18 protein-coding genes are annotated in these 21,273 nt (G+C 37.7%); 14 read left to right on the forward strand and 4 right to left on the reverse strand.

Features of this window, described 5'->3' with window-relative positions; all coding sequences use genetic code 11:
• Window positions 1-17: 17 nt before the first annotated feature.
• Window positions 18-767: a Rossmann-like and DUF2520 domain-containing protein gene (locus BMW39_RS09270; RefSeq protein WP_034974028.1), complete on the reverse strand. Its 750-nt coding sequence runs from the start codon at window positions 765-767 to the stop codon at window positions 18-20.
• Window positions 768-908: 141 nt separating this feature from the next.
• Between BMW39_RS09270 and BMW39_RS09275 the strand changes: the two genes are divergently transcribed.
• The 13 genes from BMW39_RS09275 (at window position 909) to serS (ending at window position 14,770) form a co-directional block, all read left to right on the forward strand.
• The gene (locus BMW39_RS09275; protein WP_034974030.1) at window positions 909-1,466 is read left to right on the forward strand and encodes an RNA polymerase sigma factor; all 558 of its coding nucleotides are present in this window, start codon (window positions 909-911) and stop codon (window positions 1,464-1,466) included.
• A gap of 14 nt (window positions 1,467-1,480) precedes the next feature.
• A complete protein-coding gene (locus tag BMW39_RS09280) occupies window positions 1,481-2,059 on the forward strand; it encodes a hypothetical protein (protein WP_034974032.1) in 579 nt (192 codons plus the stop codon).
• 15 nt (window positions 2,060-2,074) lie between these two features.
• Window positions 2,075-2,671 carry a hypothetical protein gene (locus tag BMW39_RS09285; RefSeq protein WP_051879851.1) on the forward strand — a complete coding sequence of 199 codons (597 nt, stop codon included), beginning with the start codon at window positions 2,075-2,077 and terminating at the stop codon, window positions 2,669-2,671.
• Window positions 2,672-2,799: 128 nt separating this feature from the next.
• Window positions 2,800-4,944 (forward strand): peptidylprolyl isomerase, encoded by a 2,145-nt coding sequence (locus BMW39_RS09290; RefSeq protein ID WP_034974034.1) that lies wholly within the window; start codon window positions 2,800-2,802, stop codon window positions 4,942-4,944.
• Between the two features lie 117 nt (window positions 4,945-5,061).
• The gene (locus BMW39_RS09295) at window positions 5,062-6,015 is read left to right on the forward strand and encodes an MlaD family protein (RefSeq protein WP_034974036.1); all 954 of its coding nucleotides are present in this window, start codon (window positions 5,062-5,064) and stop codon (window positions 6,013-6,015) included.
• 3 nt (window positions 6,016-6,018) lie between these two features.
• Complete coding sequence (locus BMW39_RS09300) at window positions 6,019-7,338, forward strand: (Fe-S)-binding protein (protein WP_034974037.1); 1,320 nt, start codon at window positions 6,019-6,021, stop codon at window positions 7,336-7,338.
• Between the two features lie 84 nt (window positions 7,339-7,422).
• Complete coding sequence (locus BMW39_RS09305; RefSeq protein ID WP_034974039.1) at window positions 7,423-8,208, forward strand: (Fe-S)-binding protein; 786 nt, start codon at window positions 7,423-7,425, stop codon at window positions 8,206-8,208.
• Between the two features lie 156 nt (window positions 8,209-8,364).
• Window positions 8,365-8,853: a hypothetical protein gene (locus tag BMW39_RS09310; RefSeq protein WP_034974041.1), complete on the forward strand. Its 489-nt coding sequence runs from the start codon at window positions 8,365-8,367 to the stop codon at window positions 8,851-8,853.
• 47 nt (window positions 8,854-8,900) lie between these two features.
• Entirely contained in the window at window positions 8,901-10,016 is a 1,116-nt protein-coding gene (locus BMW39_RS09315; RefSeq protein WP_034974043.1) for a glycosyltransferase, read from the forward strand.
• 1 nt (window position 10,017) lies between these two features.
• Complete coding sequence (locus BMW39_RS09320) at window positions 10,018-11,664, forward strand: asparagine synthase-related protein (RefSeq protein ID WP_034974045.1); 1,647 nt, start codon at window positions 10,018-10,020, stop codon at window positions 11,662-11,664.
• A complete protein-coding gene (locus BMW39_RS09325) occupies window positions 11,664-12,908 on the forward strand; it encodes an oligosaccharide flippase family protein (RefSeq protein WP_051879852.1) in 1,245 nt (414 codons plus the stop codon). The genes BMW39_RS09320 and BMW39_RS09325 overlap by 1 nt, the downstream gene beginning before the upstream one ends.
• A 22-nt stretch (window positions 12,909-12,930) precedes the next feature.
• The gene (locus BMW39_RS09330) at window positions 12,931-13,428 is read left to right on the forward strand and encodes a hypothetical protein (RefSeq protein ID WP_034974047.1); all 498 of its coding nucleotides are present in this window, start codon (window positions 12,931-12,933) and stop codon (window positions 13,426-13,428) included.
• A gap of 73 nt (window positions 13,429-13,501) precedes the next feature.
• Complete coding sequence (serS, locus tag BMW39_RS09335; protein ID WP_034974049.1) at window positions 13,502-14,770, forward strand: serine--tRNA ligase; 1,269 nt, start codon at window positions 13,502-13,504, stop codon at window positions 14,768-14,770.
• A 69-nt stretch (window positions 14,771-14,839) separates the two neighbouring features.
• Here the strand turns inward: serS and BMW39_RS09340 are convergent, their stop codons facing one another.
• The 3 genes from BMW39_RS09340 to ruvC all read right to left on the reverse strand — a co-directional run bounded on the left by BMW39_RS09340 (window position 14,840) and on the right by ruvC (window position 18,405).
• A complete protein-coding gene (locus BMW39_RS09340) occupies window positions 14,840-15,607 on the reverse strand; it encodes a DUF1444 family protein (RefSeq protein WP_034974051.1) in 768 nt (255 codons plus the stop codon).
• 3 nt (window positions 15,608-15,610) lie between these two features.
• On the reverse strand, window positions 15,611-17,737 hold the full coding sequence (locus BMW39_RS09345; RefSeq protein WP_034974053.1) for a helix-turn-helix domain-containing protein: 2,127 nt from the start codon (window positions 17,735-17,737) through the stop codon (window positions 15,611-15,613).
• Window positions 17,738-17,850: 113 nt separating this feature from the next.
• Window positions 17,851-18,405: a crossover junction endodeoxyribonuclease RuvC gene (gene ruvC / locus BMW39_RS09350; RefSeq protein ID WP_034974054.1), complete on the reverse strand. Its 555-nt coding sequence runs from the start codon at window positions 18,403-18,405 to the stop codon at window positions 17,851-17,853.
• 103 nt (window positions 18,406-18,508) lie between these two features.
• Between ruvC and BMW39_RS09355 the strand changes: the two genes are divergently transcribed.
• Window positions 18,509-21,241, forward strand: a complete 2,733-nt coding sequence (locus BMW39_RS09355; protein ID WP_051879853.1) for a M16 family metallopeptidase — start codon at window positions 18,509-18,511, stop codon at window positions 21,239-21,241.
• Window positions 21,242-21,273 lie beyond the last annotated feature (32 nt).

Below are 21,273 nucleotides of genomic sequence, written 5' to 3' on the forward strand. Positions count from 1 at the left end.
TTTAAAATGTTACAGAACTATTGATACATTTTTTTAATCGATTCATTCAGCGTTTTATAAATATGGAGTTGCTCGTCGTTTTTAATCAATTCTTCGTGGAGTTTCAAAACTCTTTCGTCGCCTCTCACAGCCGGTCCGGTTTGCGCAAATTTTGGGTCGAGATGATGAATCTTTTCAACGGTTTCATTAATTAAAGGAATGAAATAATTAAAATCTAAATCCTGAGAATCCGAAATTTCCTTAGCTCTTGCAAACAGATGATTCACAAAGTTGCAAGCGAAAACGGCGGTCAGATGAATGTATTTTCGCTTTTCGTAAGTTGAAACTTCCACATTATCAGAAATGATGGAAGCCAATTCAAACAGAGATTTTTCATCAATTTGATTATCAGCTTCAATGAAAAACGGGATTTTGGAATAATCCAGATCTTTGGTTTTTGAGAAAGTCTGCAAAGGATAGAAACTTGCCTTTCGGTAATGGCCTTTCAAAATTTCTTTAGGCAGAGAACCCGAAGTATGAGCAACGAGCGCATTTTCATTTTCAATTAATTCAGAAATATTTTCAACCGCGGAATCCGAAACAGCGATGATGTAAAGTTCCGCATCCTCAAGATTTTCATTCGAATAAGGAATATTAAACTCATTTGAAATTTTCGAAAGTTCAATTTCGTTTCGTCCATAGATTTGATGAACCTTAATATTATTCTGAGTGAAAGCTTTTGCCAAATGATAGGCCACATTTCCCGAGCCGATGATTACTGTCTTCATAAGAACAAAGATAAGGATTTGAAGATTTGGATTTGATCAATAATATTTGAGGCTCGATTTTAGATTTAGCTATATCCAAAGAAATTGAAAAAATAATTTAACTTTGGTCTTATTTTTTAATCAAAACTACGAAACATCTGAATGAAGCTCAAAGATGAGGAAATTGTAAACCTGCTAACTGCACCTCAAACGGTAGAGAAAGGTTTGCGTGCGATGATGGATGCTTATCAGAGTCGTCTCTATTGGCATATCCGTAGGTTGATTGTCGACCACGACGGTGCTCAGGATGTTTTGCAGGATGCATTTATCAAGGCGTATCAGAATATTCATCAGTTCAAAAGTGATAGCAAATTGTACACTTGGTTGTACAGAATTGCTACCAATGAGGCTTTGCAAGCGCTCAACAAAATGAACCGAATGAAAAAGACAGATGAAGATGCGGAATATCATATGCAGAATCTTGTAGCGGATAATGCGGGACAAGATGCTGAGGAGATTCAGGTTTTTTTGCAAAAGGCGATTCAGACATTGCCAGAGAAACAGAAATTGGTGTTCAATATGAGGTATTATGATGATTTGCCTTATGAGGAGATTTCGAAGATTCTGGATATGTCAGTCGGAACCTGTAAAACGAATTATCACTACGCCAAGGACAAAGTAGAAAGTTATATTAAGGACAATTACTCGCAAGAGTTTTAAAAAAATAAAAGGAAATGAAAATCGATATAGAAAAACTAAACAGAAAAACGCCGTATCCGGAACCTTCCGAGGATTTTTTCAAACAGATGCAGGCGAATGTCATTTCACAAACTATGGGGAAAAATCCCGTGGTCGTGAAAAAAGAAACAAAAGTTTTCGCTCTTGATTTCAAATGGATGGCCGCCGCAGCAGTCGTTTTGATCGCTGGTCTAACTGCTTTTTTCGGATTCAATCATGATCCAGAAGTGACGATGGCCCAACAGGCACCAATTGTGGATAGTGTTTATAAAATAGAACAACCAGCAAACGAGACTTCAGCTGATTTGATTGCAAAAAATGATGTTCCAACGGAAGTGCAACATGAAACTTCAAAATCAAAACAGTTGAAGACAACATCTGCTATAGCTTCATCTAACACGAAAACGGTAACATCCTCAGATAGAATCATTACGGACAGACAAGATTACGCTGTCGGGACAAACAAAAAATCTGAGCTTGATGTAGAAAAAGTTTTAGCGGCCTTCACGCCGGACCAGTTGAAAGACATTGATAGAAATAGCGAACAGGACGTGTATCTTGATCTTTATAATTAATTAAAAATCAGAAAAATGAATAAATTCTTATTAATTGTTTTGATTGCCGGATTTTCCTCAGCGCACACCATCAAAGGTCAACGTCGGAATTCTGGAAACACTTCTGGAAGAGCCACTACAACCAGTCCATCGTATAGAAGTGCGCCATCTAGTTCATTGTCGCCTTCAGGCTCTACACAGAGACAGACGATTCCTAGGACATCTGAATGGAAATCCATGAACATGCAGGAGAAAAAGGAAGCCGTAAGCAGCATGTCGGTAAAAGATAGAGGTGTTTTCCTTCAGAATATGAAAGAAAATATTGTGATCGACGATCTTGATATCTCTAAGGAAAAACAAGATGAGTTCAAAACACTGTACGCAGAATATCAGAATAATCAGAAACAGATCAAGGAGAAGTTCCACGTAGATAAAAATCTTGATAATCTTTCTGATGAAGAGGCCACAAAAAGGCTGAATCAAAGCTTTGACGTTGGGCAACAACTCCTCAATAACAGAAAAACTTATGCGGATAAATTTCTGAAGATTCTCACGCCGCAACAAGTACTGACGCTTTTCCAAACAGAAGGAAAAATGCGCGATAAAATGCTCGATAAAAAGAATGACAAATAACTCAGAAACCTCTAATTTTTAGAGGTTTTTTTTATTTTATCTTACACATTTGCAATTGTCTGTAAATAATTTTCCTATTCTGTTAAAAATATGTATTTTCGCACACTATTATAAATACATACTATAAAATGGCAATTTTAGGCGAAATTAGAAAAAGATCATGGCTTCTGTTAGGCGTAATAGCTTTGGGATTGTTTGCATTTCTTTTCAACGCAGATACCTTTGACAAATTATTTTCAAAGAATCCAAATGTTTTTGGACAGGTCAATGGCGAAGATATCACAAGAGACGAGTACAATGACCAGTTGTTCATCATGCAGCAACAGGCTCAGCAGCAAGGCCAGCCGACAAAAGGTTTGGAAGAGCAGGCTTGGCAGATCCTTGTGCAGTCAAAACTGATCAAACAACAATTTGAAAAAACAGGATTGACGCTTTCAGATGATACTTTTTGGAGTCAAATTCAGTATGATCCTATTTTCGCTCAGAATCAACAATATTTTGATGAAAAAGGAAATTTCAAAGTTCAACAACTTAAAACGGATATAGAAAAATCTCAAGCTGCACAGCCAGAGGCTTACTCATTTTGGTTGAAAAACAAAAAGGCTATCGAATACAGAATGATGGCTAGAATGCTTTTCGGAAATGTGACTTCGGGAATCACAACCAGCAAAAAAGAAGCTGAGTTGATGGTGAAGTTCCGTGATGAGATGGCAAATATTGATTTCGTGAAAGTTGATTACCTAGAATTCTCTAAGAAGAACAACGTAAAAGTAACGACTCAGGATCTTGCAGATTACATCAAACTACATCCAACAAGATTCAAAGCTACGGCTAGCAGAAATATTGCTTATGCTTATTTCCCAGCAGCACCAAGTGCTCAGGATGATGCTGCAACTCTTAATGAGATCAACAAACTTTTCCTTAAAGGAACAGATGCTTCCAACGGTGCAGAAAACTTCCAGAATACGACGAATGATTCTATGTTTGTAGAGCTTAATTCTGATGTGCCTTTCATTCCTCAATACGTGAGCCCAACTCAATTGCCAACTGAGTTGAAAGATAAAATTGCAACGGCTGCGATTGGACAAACTTTTGGACCTTACAAAGAGCAAACGCTTTACGTTGTTTCAAAATTATTGGATAAAAAAGCGTCAGACTCTACATTATCAAAACATATCTTGATTTCTTACAAAGGTGCAGAGAGATCGACAGCTACTAGAACGAAAGAAGCAGCTAAGAAAACAGCAGATAGTTTGATGGCAGTGATCAAAGCTGACCCAGCGAAATTTGCCGAAGGACTTAAATTGTCTGATGAGCCAAATGCAGTAGAAAGAAACGGAAGCGTGGGTTGGACAACTCCAGAAAGCCAGTTTGCTCCAGGATATCTAAGTTTCTTGGCAAACAATGCTAAAGGTTCTACAGGATTGCAAGAAACCGCTTTCGGATACCACATTATCAATGTTGAAGACAAGAAAAGTGGGGCAATGACCTATAAGATTGCTCACTTGGCTAAAAATATCAAAGCGTCTGACAAAACTGAAAATCAAGTTCTGACTCAAGCAACAAGATTCATTCAGCAAACGCAAGGCAAAAGCTTTAACCAATTCAAAAACTTAGCAGAGAAAAACAAATACAGATTTGATAATCCTAAAGCTGTAGGAAGATTCCAAGGAACGCTTCCAGGTATTGGATCGGACAAAGATGCTGAGGTGATTGCTTGGGCTTTTGATAAGAAGAGAGAAATCGGAGACACAGATATCTTCACTGTAGAAGGAACTGGCGACAGAATCGTAGCTTACGTGGTTGGAAAACAGGATGAAGGTCTTGCAGATCCAGAAACGGTAAGAGATCAAATCGAACCGATTGTAAAAAATAAAGTTCTTGCTAAGAAGATCCTTGAGAAGATCAACGCTGGAAAATATGCTTCTCTAGACCAAGCTGCAAAAGCATTGGGAACAACCAAAGCTAGTGCTACGATCAATGTCTTCAATCCTTCTGTAAATGGAGCGATGGAGCCAAAAGTTGCTGGAGCAGCGTTCGGAGTTGCGGCAAACAAATTATCTCAGCCGATCGAAGGGATGACTGGTGTTTATTTGGTGGTTAAAAAATCTGTGACAACCAACAAGTTGCCAGGAGATATCAAGCAGATCACAGAATCTATCACGCAGCAGAATTCTCAGCAATTCACTGGTGCACTCTTGAAGAGTCTTCAGGATAATGCGAAGATCGAAGATTACAGAATTGACGTTTGGGACAGGAATCCTCAACAATAATTTCAAAATATATTACAACAAGCAAAAGCGGCATAATTGTCGCTTTTGTTGTTTTTTATTTATATCCATTATAAAATCAATATTCATTATATTTGCTAATTAGTAAAATCTACAAACGTGAAGTTAAGTAAAGAATTAAAAACAGGGCTCATCGCCATTTTTGCCATTATAGGTTTCGTTGTATTGTATCAATTTATGAAAGGGAAAAACCTTTTCACGACAGACAATGTCTTCTACGCAAAATATGATAACGTTGAAGGGCTTTCTGTTTCCAATCCAGTTTCTATCAATGGATTGAAGGTCGGTCAGGTCGATGAGATCAAACCTTTGACCACCAAAGACGGCAAATTACATTTCGTGGTAAAACTTACAATCGATGATACATTCGAGTTTTCAAGGAATTCAACCGTGGAGATCTTTGAACCAGGATTGATGTCCGGAAAAGAGTTGAAGATTAATCTTTTCTATGGTGGAAATACTGCCAAAGATGGTGATACTTTGAAAGGAAATTATCAATTGTCAATGCTTAACTCTTTATCTTCTCAGGTAAAACCAGTGAAAGATCAATTGTCAAACGTTCTATTGAAGTTGGATTCAACGCTTGCAAGTACAAACAAGATCGTTGATGAGCAGAACAGAAGAGAGATCAAATTGTTGCTTTCAAATCTTAATAGAACCATCGAATCTTTTAAAGGTGCGTCAGATAGAACGAACTCTATTCTCGCAAACAACGAAAAAGGTTTGCATGAGGTAGTTGCCAATGCGAATGCAGCAATGTTGACGGCCAACAAAACTTTGGACAAATATGGCTCTGTTGCAGAACGTGTGGACATTGATAAATTGAATGGAACGATCGATCAGTTCAACCAAACGGCTGGCAAACTGAATAACGTTATTTCCGGCATACAAAACGGCGAAGGTTCGCTTGGTAAATTGGCGAAAGATGAAGAGCTTTACAACAATCTTACGAAGACCTCCAAGAACCTGAATGAGTTGGTGGAAGACTTCAAAGTTAATCCTAAGAGATATGTCAACTTCTCTGTTTTTGGTAAAAACGCAGACAAAAAATAAGCTATGCAATATATTGATAATGCTATTTTCCTGATTCTTTTAATTGCTGGTTTCGGACTGTTCTTTAAAAGTCTGAAAGAGATCTATCGCAATATCAAATTAGGAAGAGAAATCAACAGAACCGATAGAAGAGCAGAACGATGGGCGATCATGTCCAGAGTCGCGCTTGGACAAAGTAAGATGGTGAAACGCCCGATTGCAGGGATTTTACACATTTTTGTCTATGTTGGATTTGTGATTATCAATATCGAAGTATTAGAGATCATCATTGATGGTATTTTCGGAACGCATCGGTTTTTACAAGGTATTTTAGGTGATTCATTCTATGGTTTTTTCACATCCACTTTGGAAGTTTTAGCATTGTTGGTAGTGATTGCAGTCGTGGTATTTTTCATTAGAAGAAATTTCTACGGCGTGAAAAGACTGACGATGAAAGAGCTTTTTGGTTGGCCAAAGAATGATGCGAATTGGATTTTGATCATCGAGTTTGCTTTGATGGTTGCTTTCTTCACGATGAATGGTGCAGATTATTATGCTGATACCAATCGCTTCGGAGGCAATTTTCCTATTTCGAAATACATATTTCCATTCTTTCAGAATTTTAGTGTAGAAACTCTTCATATCATTGAGAAATCCGCTTGGTGGTTTCACTTTGTCGGGATTTTGTTCTTCATGAATTATCTCTATTATTCAAAACACCTTCATATCATTTTGGCTTTCCCGAATACTTGGTTTGCCAATCTTGAGAAAAAGGGAAAATTCAATAATCTCGATTCTGTTACCAAGGAAATCAGATTAATGATGGATCCAAATGCAGATCCATACGCTGCTCCGGCAGAAGGCGCAACAGAAGTTCCGTCAAAATTTGGAGCTGAGGATATTTTCGACCTCGATCAACATCAATTGATGAGTGCCTATTCTTGTACAGAATGTGGTCGTTGTACTTCCGTTTGTCCGGCCAATATCACAGGGAAGAAATTATCACCAAGGTTGATCATGATGAAAACCAGAGATCGCCTGGAGGAAGTCGGAAAGAACATCAACAAAAACGGTGGAAAATTCGTTGAAGACGGAAAAAAACTGGTCAATGATTATATTACCAAAGAAGAACTTTGGGCTTGTACCACTTGTAATGCTTGCGTAGAAGCTTGTCCGGTACTTATCGATCCATTATCCATTATTTTCGAAATGAGAAGATTCCTGGTGATGGAACAATCTGCCGCGCCACAAGAATTAAACCTAATGATGACAAACGTGGAAAATAATGCCGCCCCTTGGCAATACAATCAGGCCGATCGTTTGAATTGGGCGAAAGATAATTAATGTAATAATGTAATGATCTACCAATGTAACAATGCTTATTTTGATTGCTAAACTGTTACATTGATTAATTGGTAAATTATAAAAATGGATTTCACTATAAAAACAATGGCAGATTACGCTGCAGAAGGCAAATCTCCGGAAGTTCTCTTCTGGGTCGGTTGCGCTGGAAGTTTCGACGATCGTGCTAAAAAAATAACCAAAGCATTTTGCAAAATTCTGAATAAGATCGGTGTTGAATTCGCTGTTCTAGGTCAGGAGGAATCTTGCACAGGTGATCCTGCAAAACGTGCCGGAAACGAGTTCGTGTTCCAAATGATGGCTTTGACCAACATCGAAGTTTTAAATGCTTACGAAGTCAAAAAGATTGTGACGACTTGCCCACATTGTTTCAATACTTTGAAGAATGAATATCCAAGTCTTGGTGGGAATTACGAAGTTTTGCATCACACACAGTTCTTAAAAGATCTAATGAATGATGGCAGACTGAAAATCGAGGGCGGAAGTTTCAAAGGCAAAAAAATCACCTTCCACGATCCTTGTTATCTCGGAAGAGGAAACGGCGAATACGAAGCACCAAGAATGCTCCTTGAAAAATTGGATGCTGAATTAGTTGAGATGAAACGTTGCAAGACCAATGGATTGTGTTGTGGAGCTGGAGGTGCGCAAATGTTCAAAGAACCTGAAAAGGGAAACAAAGACATCAATGTTGAAAGAACAGAAGAAGCGCTTTCATTCGAACCGAAGATCATTGCGACAGGTTGTCCATTTTGCAATACGATGATGACAGACGGCGTAAAACATTTCAATAAAAATACAGAAGTAGAAGTTAAAGATATCGTAGAACTTTTGGCGGAAGCGGAAGATTTGTAATTTTAGCGACATTTATAAATACAAAAACCCAGATTAATTCTGGGTTTTTCCTTTTTACAGAATTGGATAAAAATCCGTAATTTTATATCTTCAAAATATTCTTACAAGATCAGTTGGTGATTCGTAAGACAAATTAAAATCAATAAATCTCTTCTTATGAAAATCGAGGAATCAAATATTGTTGAAACGAGCGATTATCGCGTAATCATATATCCAGCTTCAAGACCTTTTACAGCCAAAGAAAGCAAAACCATTGCAGAGAGATTGTACGATTTCTTAGGCGATTGGGCAGCTCATGGAAAGGAACTTTCTTCTTCTTTCAAGATTGAGAAAAATCAATTCATCATCATTTGTGTAGATGAGGAAAAAGAAGTGGCTTCCGGCTGTAGCATTGATGCGTTGGGCAAAGTGATGAGAGAATTGGATTCAGAGTTTGAGCTTGGTTTATTTGACAGAATGAAAGCCAGCTTCGTAGAAAATGGTGAAGTCAAAACTTTGAAACTCATTGATTTTAAAAACAAGGTCAGAAGTGGCGAATTGTCAAAAGACATCGAGGTTTTTGATTTTTCTAAGAATACTTATTTGGATTTCTTGAGCCATTTTTTACAGCCTTTCAGCAGAAGTTGGGCTTCGACTATTTCTTAGTTTTTCATTAATTCAAGATTCAATTTCAATCATTTCAAAATCAAACTTTGAAAATACTTTTCCTTTCTTCTTGGTTTCCAAACAAATTAGAACCTACGAACGGCAACTTCGTGCAACGACACGCGGAAGCGGTTGCAATGAAACACGATGTGGAAATCCTGCACACCATCGGAGATTTTAATCAAAAAGAAACTTACATTTTTGATGATAAAGTAATTAATGGAATTAGAACTTTGGTTATTTATTACAAAAATTCTAAAAATCCAATTCAGAATTTCATCAGAAGAATGAAAGCTTACAAAATGGGATTTGCGAAAATGCAAAAGCCAGATTTGGTTCACGCGAACGTGCTTCACAACAATATGCTTTTCGCCGTTTACCTCAAGAAGAAATTCAAAATTCCGTTTGTGGTCACGGAACATTGGACGGCGCTTCGGAAAATTAATCAAAATTCCACATCTGGTCCTGTGAAGAAAATTGCAAAATTCATTGGAAATCAATCTTCTATGATGTTGCCGGTCAGCAATGATTTGAAAATCAGTCTTGGAGAATTGGGAATTACAACGCCAATGCACGTGATTCCAAATGTGGTTGATACACAGTTATTTGAACCAATCAATTCAGCTCATAACGATTTTACCTTCGTTCATATTTCCAATTTGATTCCGAGGAAAAACGCTGATAAAATATTAAACGTTTCCATCAAATTACTAAAAGAAGGCTACAAATTGAAGTTAAAAATCGGTGGCGACGGCGAAACCAAAACCTTGCGAGAAATCGTAAAAAAAGAAGGTTTCGAAAACCAAATCGAAGTTTTTGACACATTGACTTTGCTAGAAGTTTCCGAAAAACTGAAGACTTCGGATTGCTTCGTTTTATTTAGTAATGATGAGAATCAACCTTGTGTGATTGCAGAATCTTTCGCATCCGGAATCAAAGTAATTTCTACAAATGTCGGCGGAATCTCCGAGTTTTTCCCAAACGATTTTGGGATTTTGGTGGATGAGCCCGATGAACTCCTTTTGGAAAATGCAATGAAAAAACTGCTGAACGAAAGGGAAATAACCAACAAAAAAGAAATCGCAGATTACGCAGAAAAGACATTTTCCAAAACGGCAATCGCAGAGCAATTCACAGCGGTTTATGAAAAAATATTGAACTAAAATGAAAGGTTTCAATATTCATATTTCTGAAAATCAAATCAATATCAATCTTTTCTTTGAGAATGATTACGATTCTTTTGTTATCAAAAATGATGAAGTTGAAATCGCGATTGAAGGAATTATTCTTAATAAAAAACAACTTCTTCAAAAATCTTCGTATTCTGATTTTAAAGATTTTTTCTTAAGTCTTTATCAGAATAAAAATATTAATTCCATCAAAGAATTGGATGGCGAGTTCCGGGGTTTCATTTGGGATAAATTAAATCAAAAAAAATTCATTTTTACCAATCCAACTTCCACACAACGTGTTTTTTACACTAAGCAAAATGAACATGTTTTCATCGATTCTCATTTGGTTAGATTAAGTGAAACTTTGAAAAAAAACACTATTTCTATCACTCCAAATATCGATAATCTCTACAAATTATTGACGTTTGGGAATATGCTCGAAAACGAAACGCCAATTGAAAATATTTTCAAAATCCTCGATGGACATTACATCGAAATCGATTTGAAAACTCAAAATATTCTTAAGAAAAAGTATTTTGACTTAGAAAATATCGCTTACTACAAGGATTCTAAAGAGAAAGCGGTTCACGATTTGGATTCGATTTTCTCTGAAAATATTGCTTTGGAATATCAGAAAGATAATGAACTCAATTCCAAACATTTTACTTTGCTAAGTGGCGGTTTGGACAGTAGAATTGCGATGCTTTACGCTGATAAATTGGGTGAAAAACCAGACGAAACGTTTTGTTTTTCGCAGTCCGGCTATTTAGACGAGACAATCTCCAGACAGATTGCGAAGGATTACAACATTCCCTACACGTTTCAATCTTTGGATGGCGGAATTTACTTGAAATACATCGACAAACTCACGGAATTATCCGAAGGTTGCGGACTTTTCACAGGCGGAATTCATATCCAATATGCTTTTGAAAATTTGAAGAACAAAGATTTCAAAATCGTGCACAGCGGTTCGATTGGTGATGGGATTTTAGGCGGTTTCAATACGGTTCCATATCGCAAAAAGCCGGGCGAATTTAAGATTGTGGTCAATCCAAAATTTCTTCCCAAAGTAAAATCGGATTTTGAAAAGGTTTTGAACCAATACGAATCCGAAGAATTATTTTACCTCAGAAATGTCGCTTACAACAGGACGGTTTTGGGCGCGCAGGTGATTGAGCAATACGCGTATCAGACTTCGCCTTTTATGTCCAAAACGATGTTGGAATTTGCCATCAGTCTTCCGGAAAAATGGAAAATCAATCAAAAACTCTACTTGCAATGGCTGAATCAATTTACACCAAATGCCAGCGATTACATCTGGGAAAAGACCGGAATGAAACCGAATGCACAATGGAAAAGTACGTTCGGACCAAAAGTGAAAAAGCGATTTTCGAAGCTTTGGAACGCCAAGATTACGAAGCAAACCGAGAAAACAAGTATGTATCCGTACGAGTTTTATTATTACAATTCGCAGGATATTCAGGATTATTATCAAACTTATTTCAAAGAAAATATTTGGCGGTTGGACAACTATCCAGAATTAAAAAAAGATGTCGAATTTCTATTCGGACAAAAAGATTTCTATCAGAAAAGTCAGGGTGTCAATATTTTAGCTATTTTTAAATTATTTTTCAAATAGTGGGAAGCCTTTCGGATTTTCTTAGAAATTTTTTAAAAAACAAAGGTCATTTTGTCTTTGGGTCTTTGCTTGTTGCTAAGATCTGTGGATTCATCGGGTCACTCATTATCATCAGATTATTGTCTGAAAATGATTTTGGATTAATAAGTATTGTAGCGTCTTTATCGGCTATTTTTCTGGCGTTTAGCGGATTTGGAAGTCAGCAGATCTTGTTGAGATATGGCTCGATTGCGAAAAATTCTAAAGAGAAAAAAGCACTTTCAGCTTATCTTTTGAAGCAAGGTTTTTATTATCAAATGGCGTTGAGTTTTGTGTTTTTACTTTGTTCAATTTTCTATTTAGATAAGTTTGAAAAAATCATTTTCCTTTTTATCGCCTTTGCAGTAAGGTTAATTGGTGTTTTTTTTTACAATCACATTCAGTCGCAATTGCGGATCAGCGGTAGAAATCGTGAGTTTGCACGATTGAATAACGTTGTCAACATTTCTGGTTTGATTTTGATTCTCGTCCTCACTTATTTCTTCGGAATTGTCGGCTATTTGATTGCGATGATGTTGATGCCATTCTTTTCGTTGTTCTGGTTTCAGAATATCAACTTTTCAGAAAAAGTTGAACTGAAATTTTCTAAAAACGAGATCTGGAAGTATGGACTTTTCACCGCAGGCACCGCCGTTTTGGGTGATGCTCTTTTTTCTTTGGATATTATCTTGATGGGATTTTTGATGAATGAATCTGCGGTTGCCAATTACAAAACCGCCATTCTGATTCCAGCCAATTTGACTTTCATCGCAATGACTTTTATGCAAAGCGATTTTCCGGAACTAGCTAAGAAACATCGGGATAAGTCGTTCTTAAGATATTATATTTCAAATTATTATAAGATTTTCATTCCGCTTTGTCTAGGGATTTTCTTCGCCATGTTTTTGCTTGATGATTTCATCGTGACATTATTTTTTGGAGAAAAGTATCAAGGAATTGAAACACCATTTTTGATTCTAACAGGCGCTTTTCTTCTTAATATGTTGATGAGAAATCTCTACGGAAATCTCCTGTCGGCTGTCGGAAAAATGGAGTACAATACCATTATTTCTGCATTTGCATTGGCCATTTTATTGGGCTTGTCCTTTTTCTTCGTTCCGAAATTTGGTGTTGAAGGAATGGCGATTTCGCAGTCAGTAACCTTATTAATAACCGGATTGTTGCTAATGGGCGGATTCTTATCCTACTACCGAAAATTGTCTTGAAAGAATTTTTATCTTTGCAAAGATGAAACTCAAGATATCCATACTTTTATCGGCTATTATTCTATTGTTCTCTTGCCAAAGAGATCAGGAAGAAACGCAATCTATTGATCAGGTTCTGAAACTTTATATTAAAAATTCTACGAATCCTGATTTGTTGAATCCTAAAATTAAAGGATCTTACACGTCTGCTAGTTTGCTCGACCTTTTGGGACCAAAAGATTCGCTAGTCATTACTGGATACAGTTTGTTAAAGGATTCGGATACAATTACTTATCTCGATTATCCGGCTGGAGCAATCAGATTGAAGATTGATTCTCTTAGCAATGATAATGAGCAGATCTACTATTCCCTATTTGCCCTTAAATTAACAAAGTCGGCAACCAGTAGCGATAAAGACTTGATCAAGATTGAATACAAGTCCACACCATCAGCTTTTCAGATCTCAAAACTTTGGTATAATGGTGAACTGAAATTCACAAAAATTCCAGGCCAGCCAAACATTGTGACGATCGTGAAATAAAATCCTTAAATTTGCAATGACAGTCAGAACATTAATTTCTGACAATCAATAACTATCAACCAACAACCAAACTATGTTACAGGTTAATTTTTTGCGCGAGAACAAAGAGCGCGTTTTGGAAGGCTTGAAGAAAAGAAGCTTCAAGGAATTAGATTTGATCGATGCAGCTATCAATGCGGACGACGAAAGAAAAAAACTACAGTTTGAGCTAGACTCACAACTTTCCGAGATGAACAAAATTTCGAAAGAAATCGGAATTTTGATGAAAGAAGGAAATAAAGAGGAAGCTGAAGCGGCAAAATCCAAAACTTCGCAATACAAAGAATCGAGCAAAGAATTACAATCTCAACTTGCTGAAGCCGAGAAAGCCTTGATCACCATTCTGTATCAAATCCCAAATGTACCTTACGAGAAAGTCGTAGCGGGTGTTTCGGCTGATGATAATGAAATCATTTACGAATCTACAACGGTTGAAGGTCTTGGTGAAGGTGCAATCCCACACTGGGAATTGGCGAAAAAATACAATTTGATCGACTTCGAATTGGGTGTTAAAATCGCTGGTGCTGGTTTCCCTGTTTATTTTGGGAAAGGTGCAAGATTGCAGAGAGCGTTGGTTCAATATTTCTTGGATAAGAACGTTGATGCAGGTTATCTCGAAGTGAATCCGCCACACGTGGTGAACGAAGCTTCTGGCTACGGAACAGGACAATTGCCCGATAAAGAAGGACAAATGTACTACATCAATGCAGATGATCTATATTTAATTCCAACGGCGGAAGTTCCGGTGACGAATCTTTACCGCGATGTTTTGTTGGATGAGAAAGATCTGCCAATCAAGAATACAGCGTTTTCTCAATGCTACAGAAGAGAAGCGGGAAGTTATGGCGCGCACGTGAGAGGCTTGAACAGACTTCACCAATTCGAGAAAGTGGAGATTGTGAGAATAGAGAAACCTGAAAATTCGTACGCTGTTTTGGAAGAAATGGTAGAGCATATCAAATCCATTTTGGAAGATTTGGAATTGCCTTACAGAATCCTTAGACTTTGCGGTGGCGACACAGGTTTTGCCGCAGCAATGACCTACGACTTCGAAGTTTGGAGTGCAGCGCAGGAAAAGTGGTTGGAAGTAAGCTCTGTTTCGAACTTCGAAACTTTCCAGGCCAACCGTTTGAAATGCCGTTACAAAGCAGACGGGAAATCGCAATTGGTTCACACGCTAAACGGTTCTGCAATGGCTTTGCCAAGAATTATGGCCGCATTGTTAGAAAATAATCAAACCGAAGACGGCATCAAATTGCCAAAGAAGATCGCAGACTATGCAAGATTTGAATTGATCAATTAAATCTTATTCTTTAAAAATATGAAAGCCACAAAGTTTATTTGTGGCTTTTTATTTATATCGATTTTTATTTTAAATTGCTTCGAATTTTCCATTCCGATATTCGAATAATTTTTCAGAAACTAAATGGTCTCCTTCCTCACTGATTTCTTTTATGGTGTTCTTAAGTCTTTCAAGATTTTCAATATCATTTTTTCCTGTTATCAGCAATAAATCACGAGCCGGAATTCCAATAATTATTTCGCCACTTACTTCAAAGTTTTCTTCATGCCAAATATCAAGTAAAATCAAACTTGATTCGTAATTGCCATCAACTACCAACATGTAATAACCGTCTTCTCCGTGCTTCTCAATTTCTATAGAATTTAATAAATTTTCTATCGCAATTTCTCTAAGCTTACTTGGATCTATATTTAGACTTTCAACATTTTCTCTACTTAGATAATTGATATTGGTTTCTGTGTCTTCAACATAGAAAATGTAAAGTTCATCATTGTATTTTTCAAAGACATTATTTTCTTTGAAGTTATTGTCTAACTCACGTAAATTTTGAAGAAATCTTCGATCTTTAATCACTGGTAAGATGTCATTAATATTTATATCATTATTAATATTATAGATACTATCAGTGGCATTCAAATATTTTAAGAAAATTTCTTCAATTTCATCAGGGTTTCTGCAATATTCTGAATAACAATTGTTTAAAAAGTGTCTATATTCGGTTGAACCTTCAAATTCTGTTTGGATTTCTAGACCATTAATTAAAATTATTCTCAGGCCGTCAACTTTTTGAATCAAACGATTTGCGAATTCTTTAGAAAATTCAGATTCTGTAAGCATAAGTTATTTATTCAAATTCAAATAATAATTCCAAATCAACCGGATTTCACCATAATCAAAATCCGCTGGCAAAGCCGCTTTCCAATCATTGATGTTCTCTTTTGGACTTTGCTTGAAAACCTTTTCGAAAGCATTTACTTTTTCCTTTGGATAGATTCTCAGCAAGTCGCTTTTATCTAGCAAATTCTGCTCAGCATATTTAGATAAATGCCCAAAAATCGTGGAATTTACCAAACCTCGTTCTCTGGCGATTTCAGAAATGGTTTTTCCATCCTGGAACAATTGATAGGTCAAAACGTGCGTCGGAACTTTATTGATGGACATCGAGATCACAGCATCTTTTTCTTTGTCGAACAAAGGTGTTTCCAAAAGATGAACGTCTTTCAGATCTTTCAAATATTCCTCCAAATCATCCAGCCAAACGCGGAAATCCTCGTTGAAGGCTTTCAAACCTTTAATACCTTTTGTCTCTGAATAAAAATCTTTTAGAGGCGAAAAAACCTTCTCGTTCACATGCGAGAAAAAGAAATTGACCGCACCTTTTGCTTTGACCTCAACCTCTTGCCATTCCTCTTCACCTTTCAGGAATTTCTGGGTTTTCTGAAGCAAGATCCTTTCAAATTTCTGAAAGATAAGTTTCAGATTTTCTATTTCGGATTTTAAAGTGATGTAAAGTTTTTGCGATTGGTCCTTATCAACGGATTTGCTACTTCGGGTCATCACCATCCAGCTTTCCAGGGCGGAAACAAACCAAACACAATCGATTCTTCTAATGACTTTTTGAATGCTGTAATCGTACTTTTCAGAATTAAGGATTTCCTCGATTTTCGAATTGGCGTGCGTCTCGTCCTGAAACTTCGAAACCCGTTTGTCACTGAAGATCACTTCGGGCGTGATCTTAGATTTAAGGACAATGCCTTCCAAAGTTCGGCAACGCGAAAGTGCTACATAAACCTGTCCGGAAGCAAAACTTTTTCCAGCATCAATGATCAATCGGTCAAAGGTCAAACCTTGACTTTTATGAATCGTTACCGCCCAAGCGAGGCGAATCGGAAACTGTTTGAAACTTCCCAAAACTTCTTCTTTGATGTTCTTCTCATCATCAAGAGAATATTTTTTCTGTTCCCAGGTTTCTGCTTTCAAAGTGATCTCTTCTTCGCTTCCGTCTAGGATCACAGAGATCTCGTCTTCATCAAGATAAGAGATTTGAGCGAGTTTTCCGTTGAAATATTTTTTGTCTGGCGAAGTGTCATTTCGGATGAACATGATCTGTGCTCCGATCTTCAATTCCAAAACCTCATCGTTCGGATATTGCGTTTCCTTGAAATCACCTTTCACATCGGCTGTGTAGGAATGTGCTCTTCCGCCGAGTTCTTTTATTTTTTTCTGATTGATGTCGTCCGCCATTTTGTTGTGCGAACAGAGATAGACATACGCTTCATCTTTTGGGTCAAAGTCTGGTTGATATCTCTCGTTCAACGTTTCGAAGTCGATGTCTCCGGTAATTCCGTCTCGGATGGCATTGAGAATTTCCAGAAAATGTTCATCGGTTTGTCGGTAAACTTTGGTCAGTTCCAGCGTGATGAAATTACTGCCTTCCAATGCTTTGGCGTGAAAGAAAAATGGCGATGGATAATACATTCCAAGAATATGTTCGTCTCTCACAACTGGAGGCAACTGGTAAAGGTCGCCAATAAACAACATCTGAACACCACCAAACTTCTGTTGATTTCTGCGAACGTGTCTCAATGAAAAATCCATCATATCCAAAACATCCGCACGCAACATCGAGGCTTCATCGATAATGATAATTTCGATTTCGCGGAGAAGTTTTAGTTTGTCTTTTCGGTATTTGAAATGGACCATCAGATCCGGAATATTGTTTCCTAGATTTTGGTCGATTCTTTCTGTCGTCGGGAGAAAAGTTCTGAGCGGCAATCCAAACATCGAATGGATCGTAACGCCACCAGCATTGATGGCCGCGATCCCTGTCGGCGCAACTACAATGTGTTTTTTCTTGGTTTTTTTTACAAAGTCGTTTAGAAATGTAGTCTTCCCAGTTCCTGCTTTTCCTGTGAGAAAAATGCTACGGTTGGTGTGTTCTACGATTTCAAAAAGAGAATTATTCATCGATTCAAAGATAAAGATTCAGGTGACAAGAATCAAGGGATAAGCAGCAAGAAAAAGGCAAATGATCAAATAGAAAGGCTTCGAGAACCTCAGCCTGACAGAAAAATCTATAACTATTTGACCCGATCAGGATTTTGTTTCAAAAAGCTGTCCCAACCAGAATAAGATTTGTCGGTTGATATAGTTCCAGAATTGAAATGATGACAAACAGCAACGGCCAAACCATCAGACGCATCAAGATATTTCGTTGGAAATTCTTTCAGTTTCAAAAGATTTTGGAGCATTCCAGCAACTTGTTCTTTGCTAGCATTCCCATTTCCGGTGATGGCCATTTTTACTTTTTTCGGAGAATATTCGGTGATGGGAATATTTCTGTGGAGACTTGCTGCGATGGCAACACCTTGCGCTCTCCCGAGTTTCAACATACTTTGAACATTTTTCCCAAAGAATGGCGCTTCCAGAGCTGTTTCGTCGGGATGATATTCATCGATCAACGCTAAGGTCTTATCGAAAATAACTTTTAGTTTGGTCTCGTGGTTTTCATATTTTTTCAAAACCAATTCGTGCATCACGATCAACTCCATCTTCCCGCCTTTCACGGAGATGATCCCGAAACCCATAATGGATGTTCCCGGATCGATTCCCATAATTATCTTCTCAACTTGCATAATTGCAAAATTACGTTAAGATTTTCATAAAGATTGACAGCTAAATATATTTTTAATGAAAAGTTATTAAATTTAAAAACTAAAAAAATATAACTATCAAAACATGAAGAATTTTTTACTGACTGCGGCAGTCGTGTTCTACGCAGGCCTTAGTATGCCTGTGTTCGCTCAAAAAGCCGAAACTCCTAAATATGTTGGAAACATCGAAGGCGTCAAGGAATACAAACTTTCCAATGGGATGAATGTCCTTTTGATCCCAGACCAATCACAAAGTAATATGGTGGTCAACATCATCTACAACGTAGGTTCCAAAGACGAAGGCTACGGCGAAAAAGGAATGGCGCACTTGCTGGAGCATATGCTTTTCAAAAGCACCAAAAACCTGGGCGACATCAAGAAACAATTGTCCGACAAAGGTGGTGTAGCCAACGGAACAACGTATTACGACAGAACCAATTACTACGAGATTTTCCCTTCCAACGACGAAAACCTGAAATGGTCGCTCCAGATGGAAGCCGACAGAATGATCAATGCCACAATTCTTCAAACCGATCTGGACAAAGAATTTTCTGTGGTAAGAAACGAGTTTGAGATCGGGGAAAACAATCCGACGAGAGTGATGATCCAGAATGTTTTTTCTAATGCATACACTTGGCACAACTACGGAAATTCCACCATCGGAAGTAAAGAAGATATCGAAAGGGTAAAGGCACCAACGCTTCGCAAATTCTATGAAAAATATTACCAACCAGATAATGCCACGTTGGTCATTGCAGGTAAATTTGATGAGAACAATGCCTTGAAATATGTAGGTGATTATTTCTCTGCAATTCCAAAACCAGCGAGGGAATTAGGCGGAACTTATACAGTTGAACCAGCTCAAAATGGTGAGAAATATTTTGAGATCAAAAGAAATAATGACCAGCAAATCATCGCAGCAGGTTATCACGCGGCAGCTTTTGCAGACAAGGATTATGCGGCACTTAGTGCTTTGAATGAGATTCTTACCGCAGATCCATCAGGCTATTTGTACAAAGGTCTTGTAGATTCTGGCAATGCTTCGTCTGTTTGGGCCTATTATATTCCAGCGAGAGATCCGGGTATTATTTATTATAACTTTGATATTTCGAAAGAGAAAAATCTGGATGAAGCTGCAAAATTGGTCAAAGCGCAGTTGGATAAGATTTCAACCATCAATTACACAGAAGAAGACTTGAATAGAGCTAAATCAAAACTCTTGAAAGACATTGCGACAGAAAAAAATAATACGATCAATTACGCCATTGGATTCACAGAGATCGTGGGAACCGGAAGCTACAAACTGGCTTTCGTTTACCGAGACAATGTGGAGAATCTGAAACTAGAGGATATCAAAAGAGTTGCTGCAAAATATTTCAAAAATAACAACAGAACACTTGGCGTTTTCCGCCCTTCTTCCAATGAAGAACGTGTTTTGCCAACAGAATTCAGGTCTGAGCAAATCGCTACTTTGACCAAAGATTACAAAGGTAAAGCTTTGGAGAAAGAACCAGCACCTTTTGAGACCAGCATCGCCAACATCAAGAAAAATCTGACCGAAGGCACACTTTCCAACGGGATGAAATACGGCTTGATCAACAAAGAACTGAAAGGCGACAAGATCCAAGGTTCCTTCCGTTTCAGAATTGGGAATGAGAAAGACCTTCAAGGCAAATCGGCTGTGGCAAGTATGACCGCCTCGCTATTAAAATCCGGAACTAAGACCAGAACAAAGGAGCAGATCCAAGATCAATTGGATCAGATGAAGTCTTCGCTCAATTTCTATACTTCTGGGCAAAACCTTATGGTTCAGTTCTCTACCTACAAAAATGATTTCCCGAAAGTAATGGCTATTATGCAGGACATTTTAGCTAATTCTACTTTCCCGGAAAATGAATTGACAAAAACCATTGCTGAAAACAATACTTACCTGGACGGACAGTTAAAAGATCCAGAAGCAATCGCCTACAACGAGCTTTCAAGACTTTCTTCGCCTTATCCAAAAACCAGTATTTTCTACACTTCAACATTGGAAGAAGAGATTGCGGACAACAAAAAAGTGACACGCGCCCAAGTTGTAGATTTCTATAACAATGTTCTTGGTGCATCCAACGGAGCAGGAACAATTATCGGAAGTCTGGATGCAAAAGCTGTAGGTTCAGAATTAGAGAAAACCTTCGGGAAGTTCACCGCAAAATCTAAGTTTGAAGAAGTAAAACCTACGTTGTTCGAAACTAAGAAAGTAGATAAAAATATCATCACACCAGACAAAGAAAACGCAGTCGCACTTGGAACTTCAAGCTTTACCATGAAGCAGGACAGCCCAGAATATCCAGCTTTGGTCTTGGCTAATGAGATCTTGGGAAGCGGCGGTTTCCTTTCTGCGAGATTGCCAATGAGACTTCGCGAAAAAGACGGTATTTCTTACGGCGTTGGTTCGTACCTCAGCGTTCCGGTCACCAACGATGTTTCTTCTTGGAACTACTATGCTTACCTGAATCCAACAAAACGTGATGCCGTAGAATCTGCCGTGAAAGATGAGGTGAGCAAAGCTCTGAAAACTGGTTTCACACAAGAAGAATTGGACTCCAATAAGAAAAGTTACGCCAACATCCGCACCACAAGCCTTGGAATGGAGAATACATTGATCAACCTGGAAAATAGCAAACTCCTTTTCGGTGTTCCATTGGAAAGGTATGACGAGCTAAATGCCAAGATCCAAAACCTGAAATTAGAAGATGTGAACGCTGTTCTGAAGAAATATATTTCTCTTGATAAAGTAACTTCGATTTACGCAGGAGATTTCAATAAGAAATAAGAATACTTCTATAAAAAGAAAACCGTCTCAAT

The organism is Epilithonimonas lactis (assembly GCF_900110605.1).
Taxonomy (GTDB): Bacteria; Bacteroidota; Bacteroidia; order Flavobacteriales; family Weeksellaceae; genus Epilithonimonas; species Epilithonimonas lactis.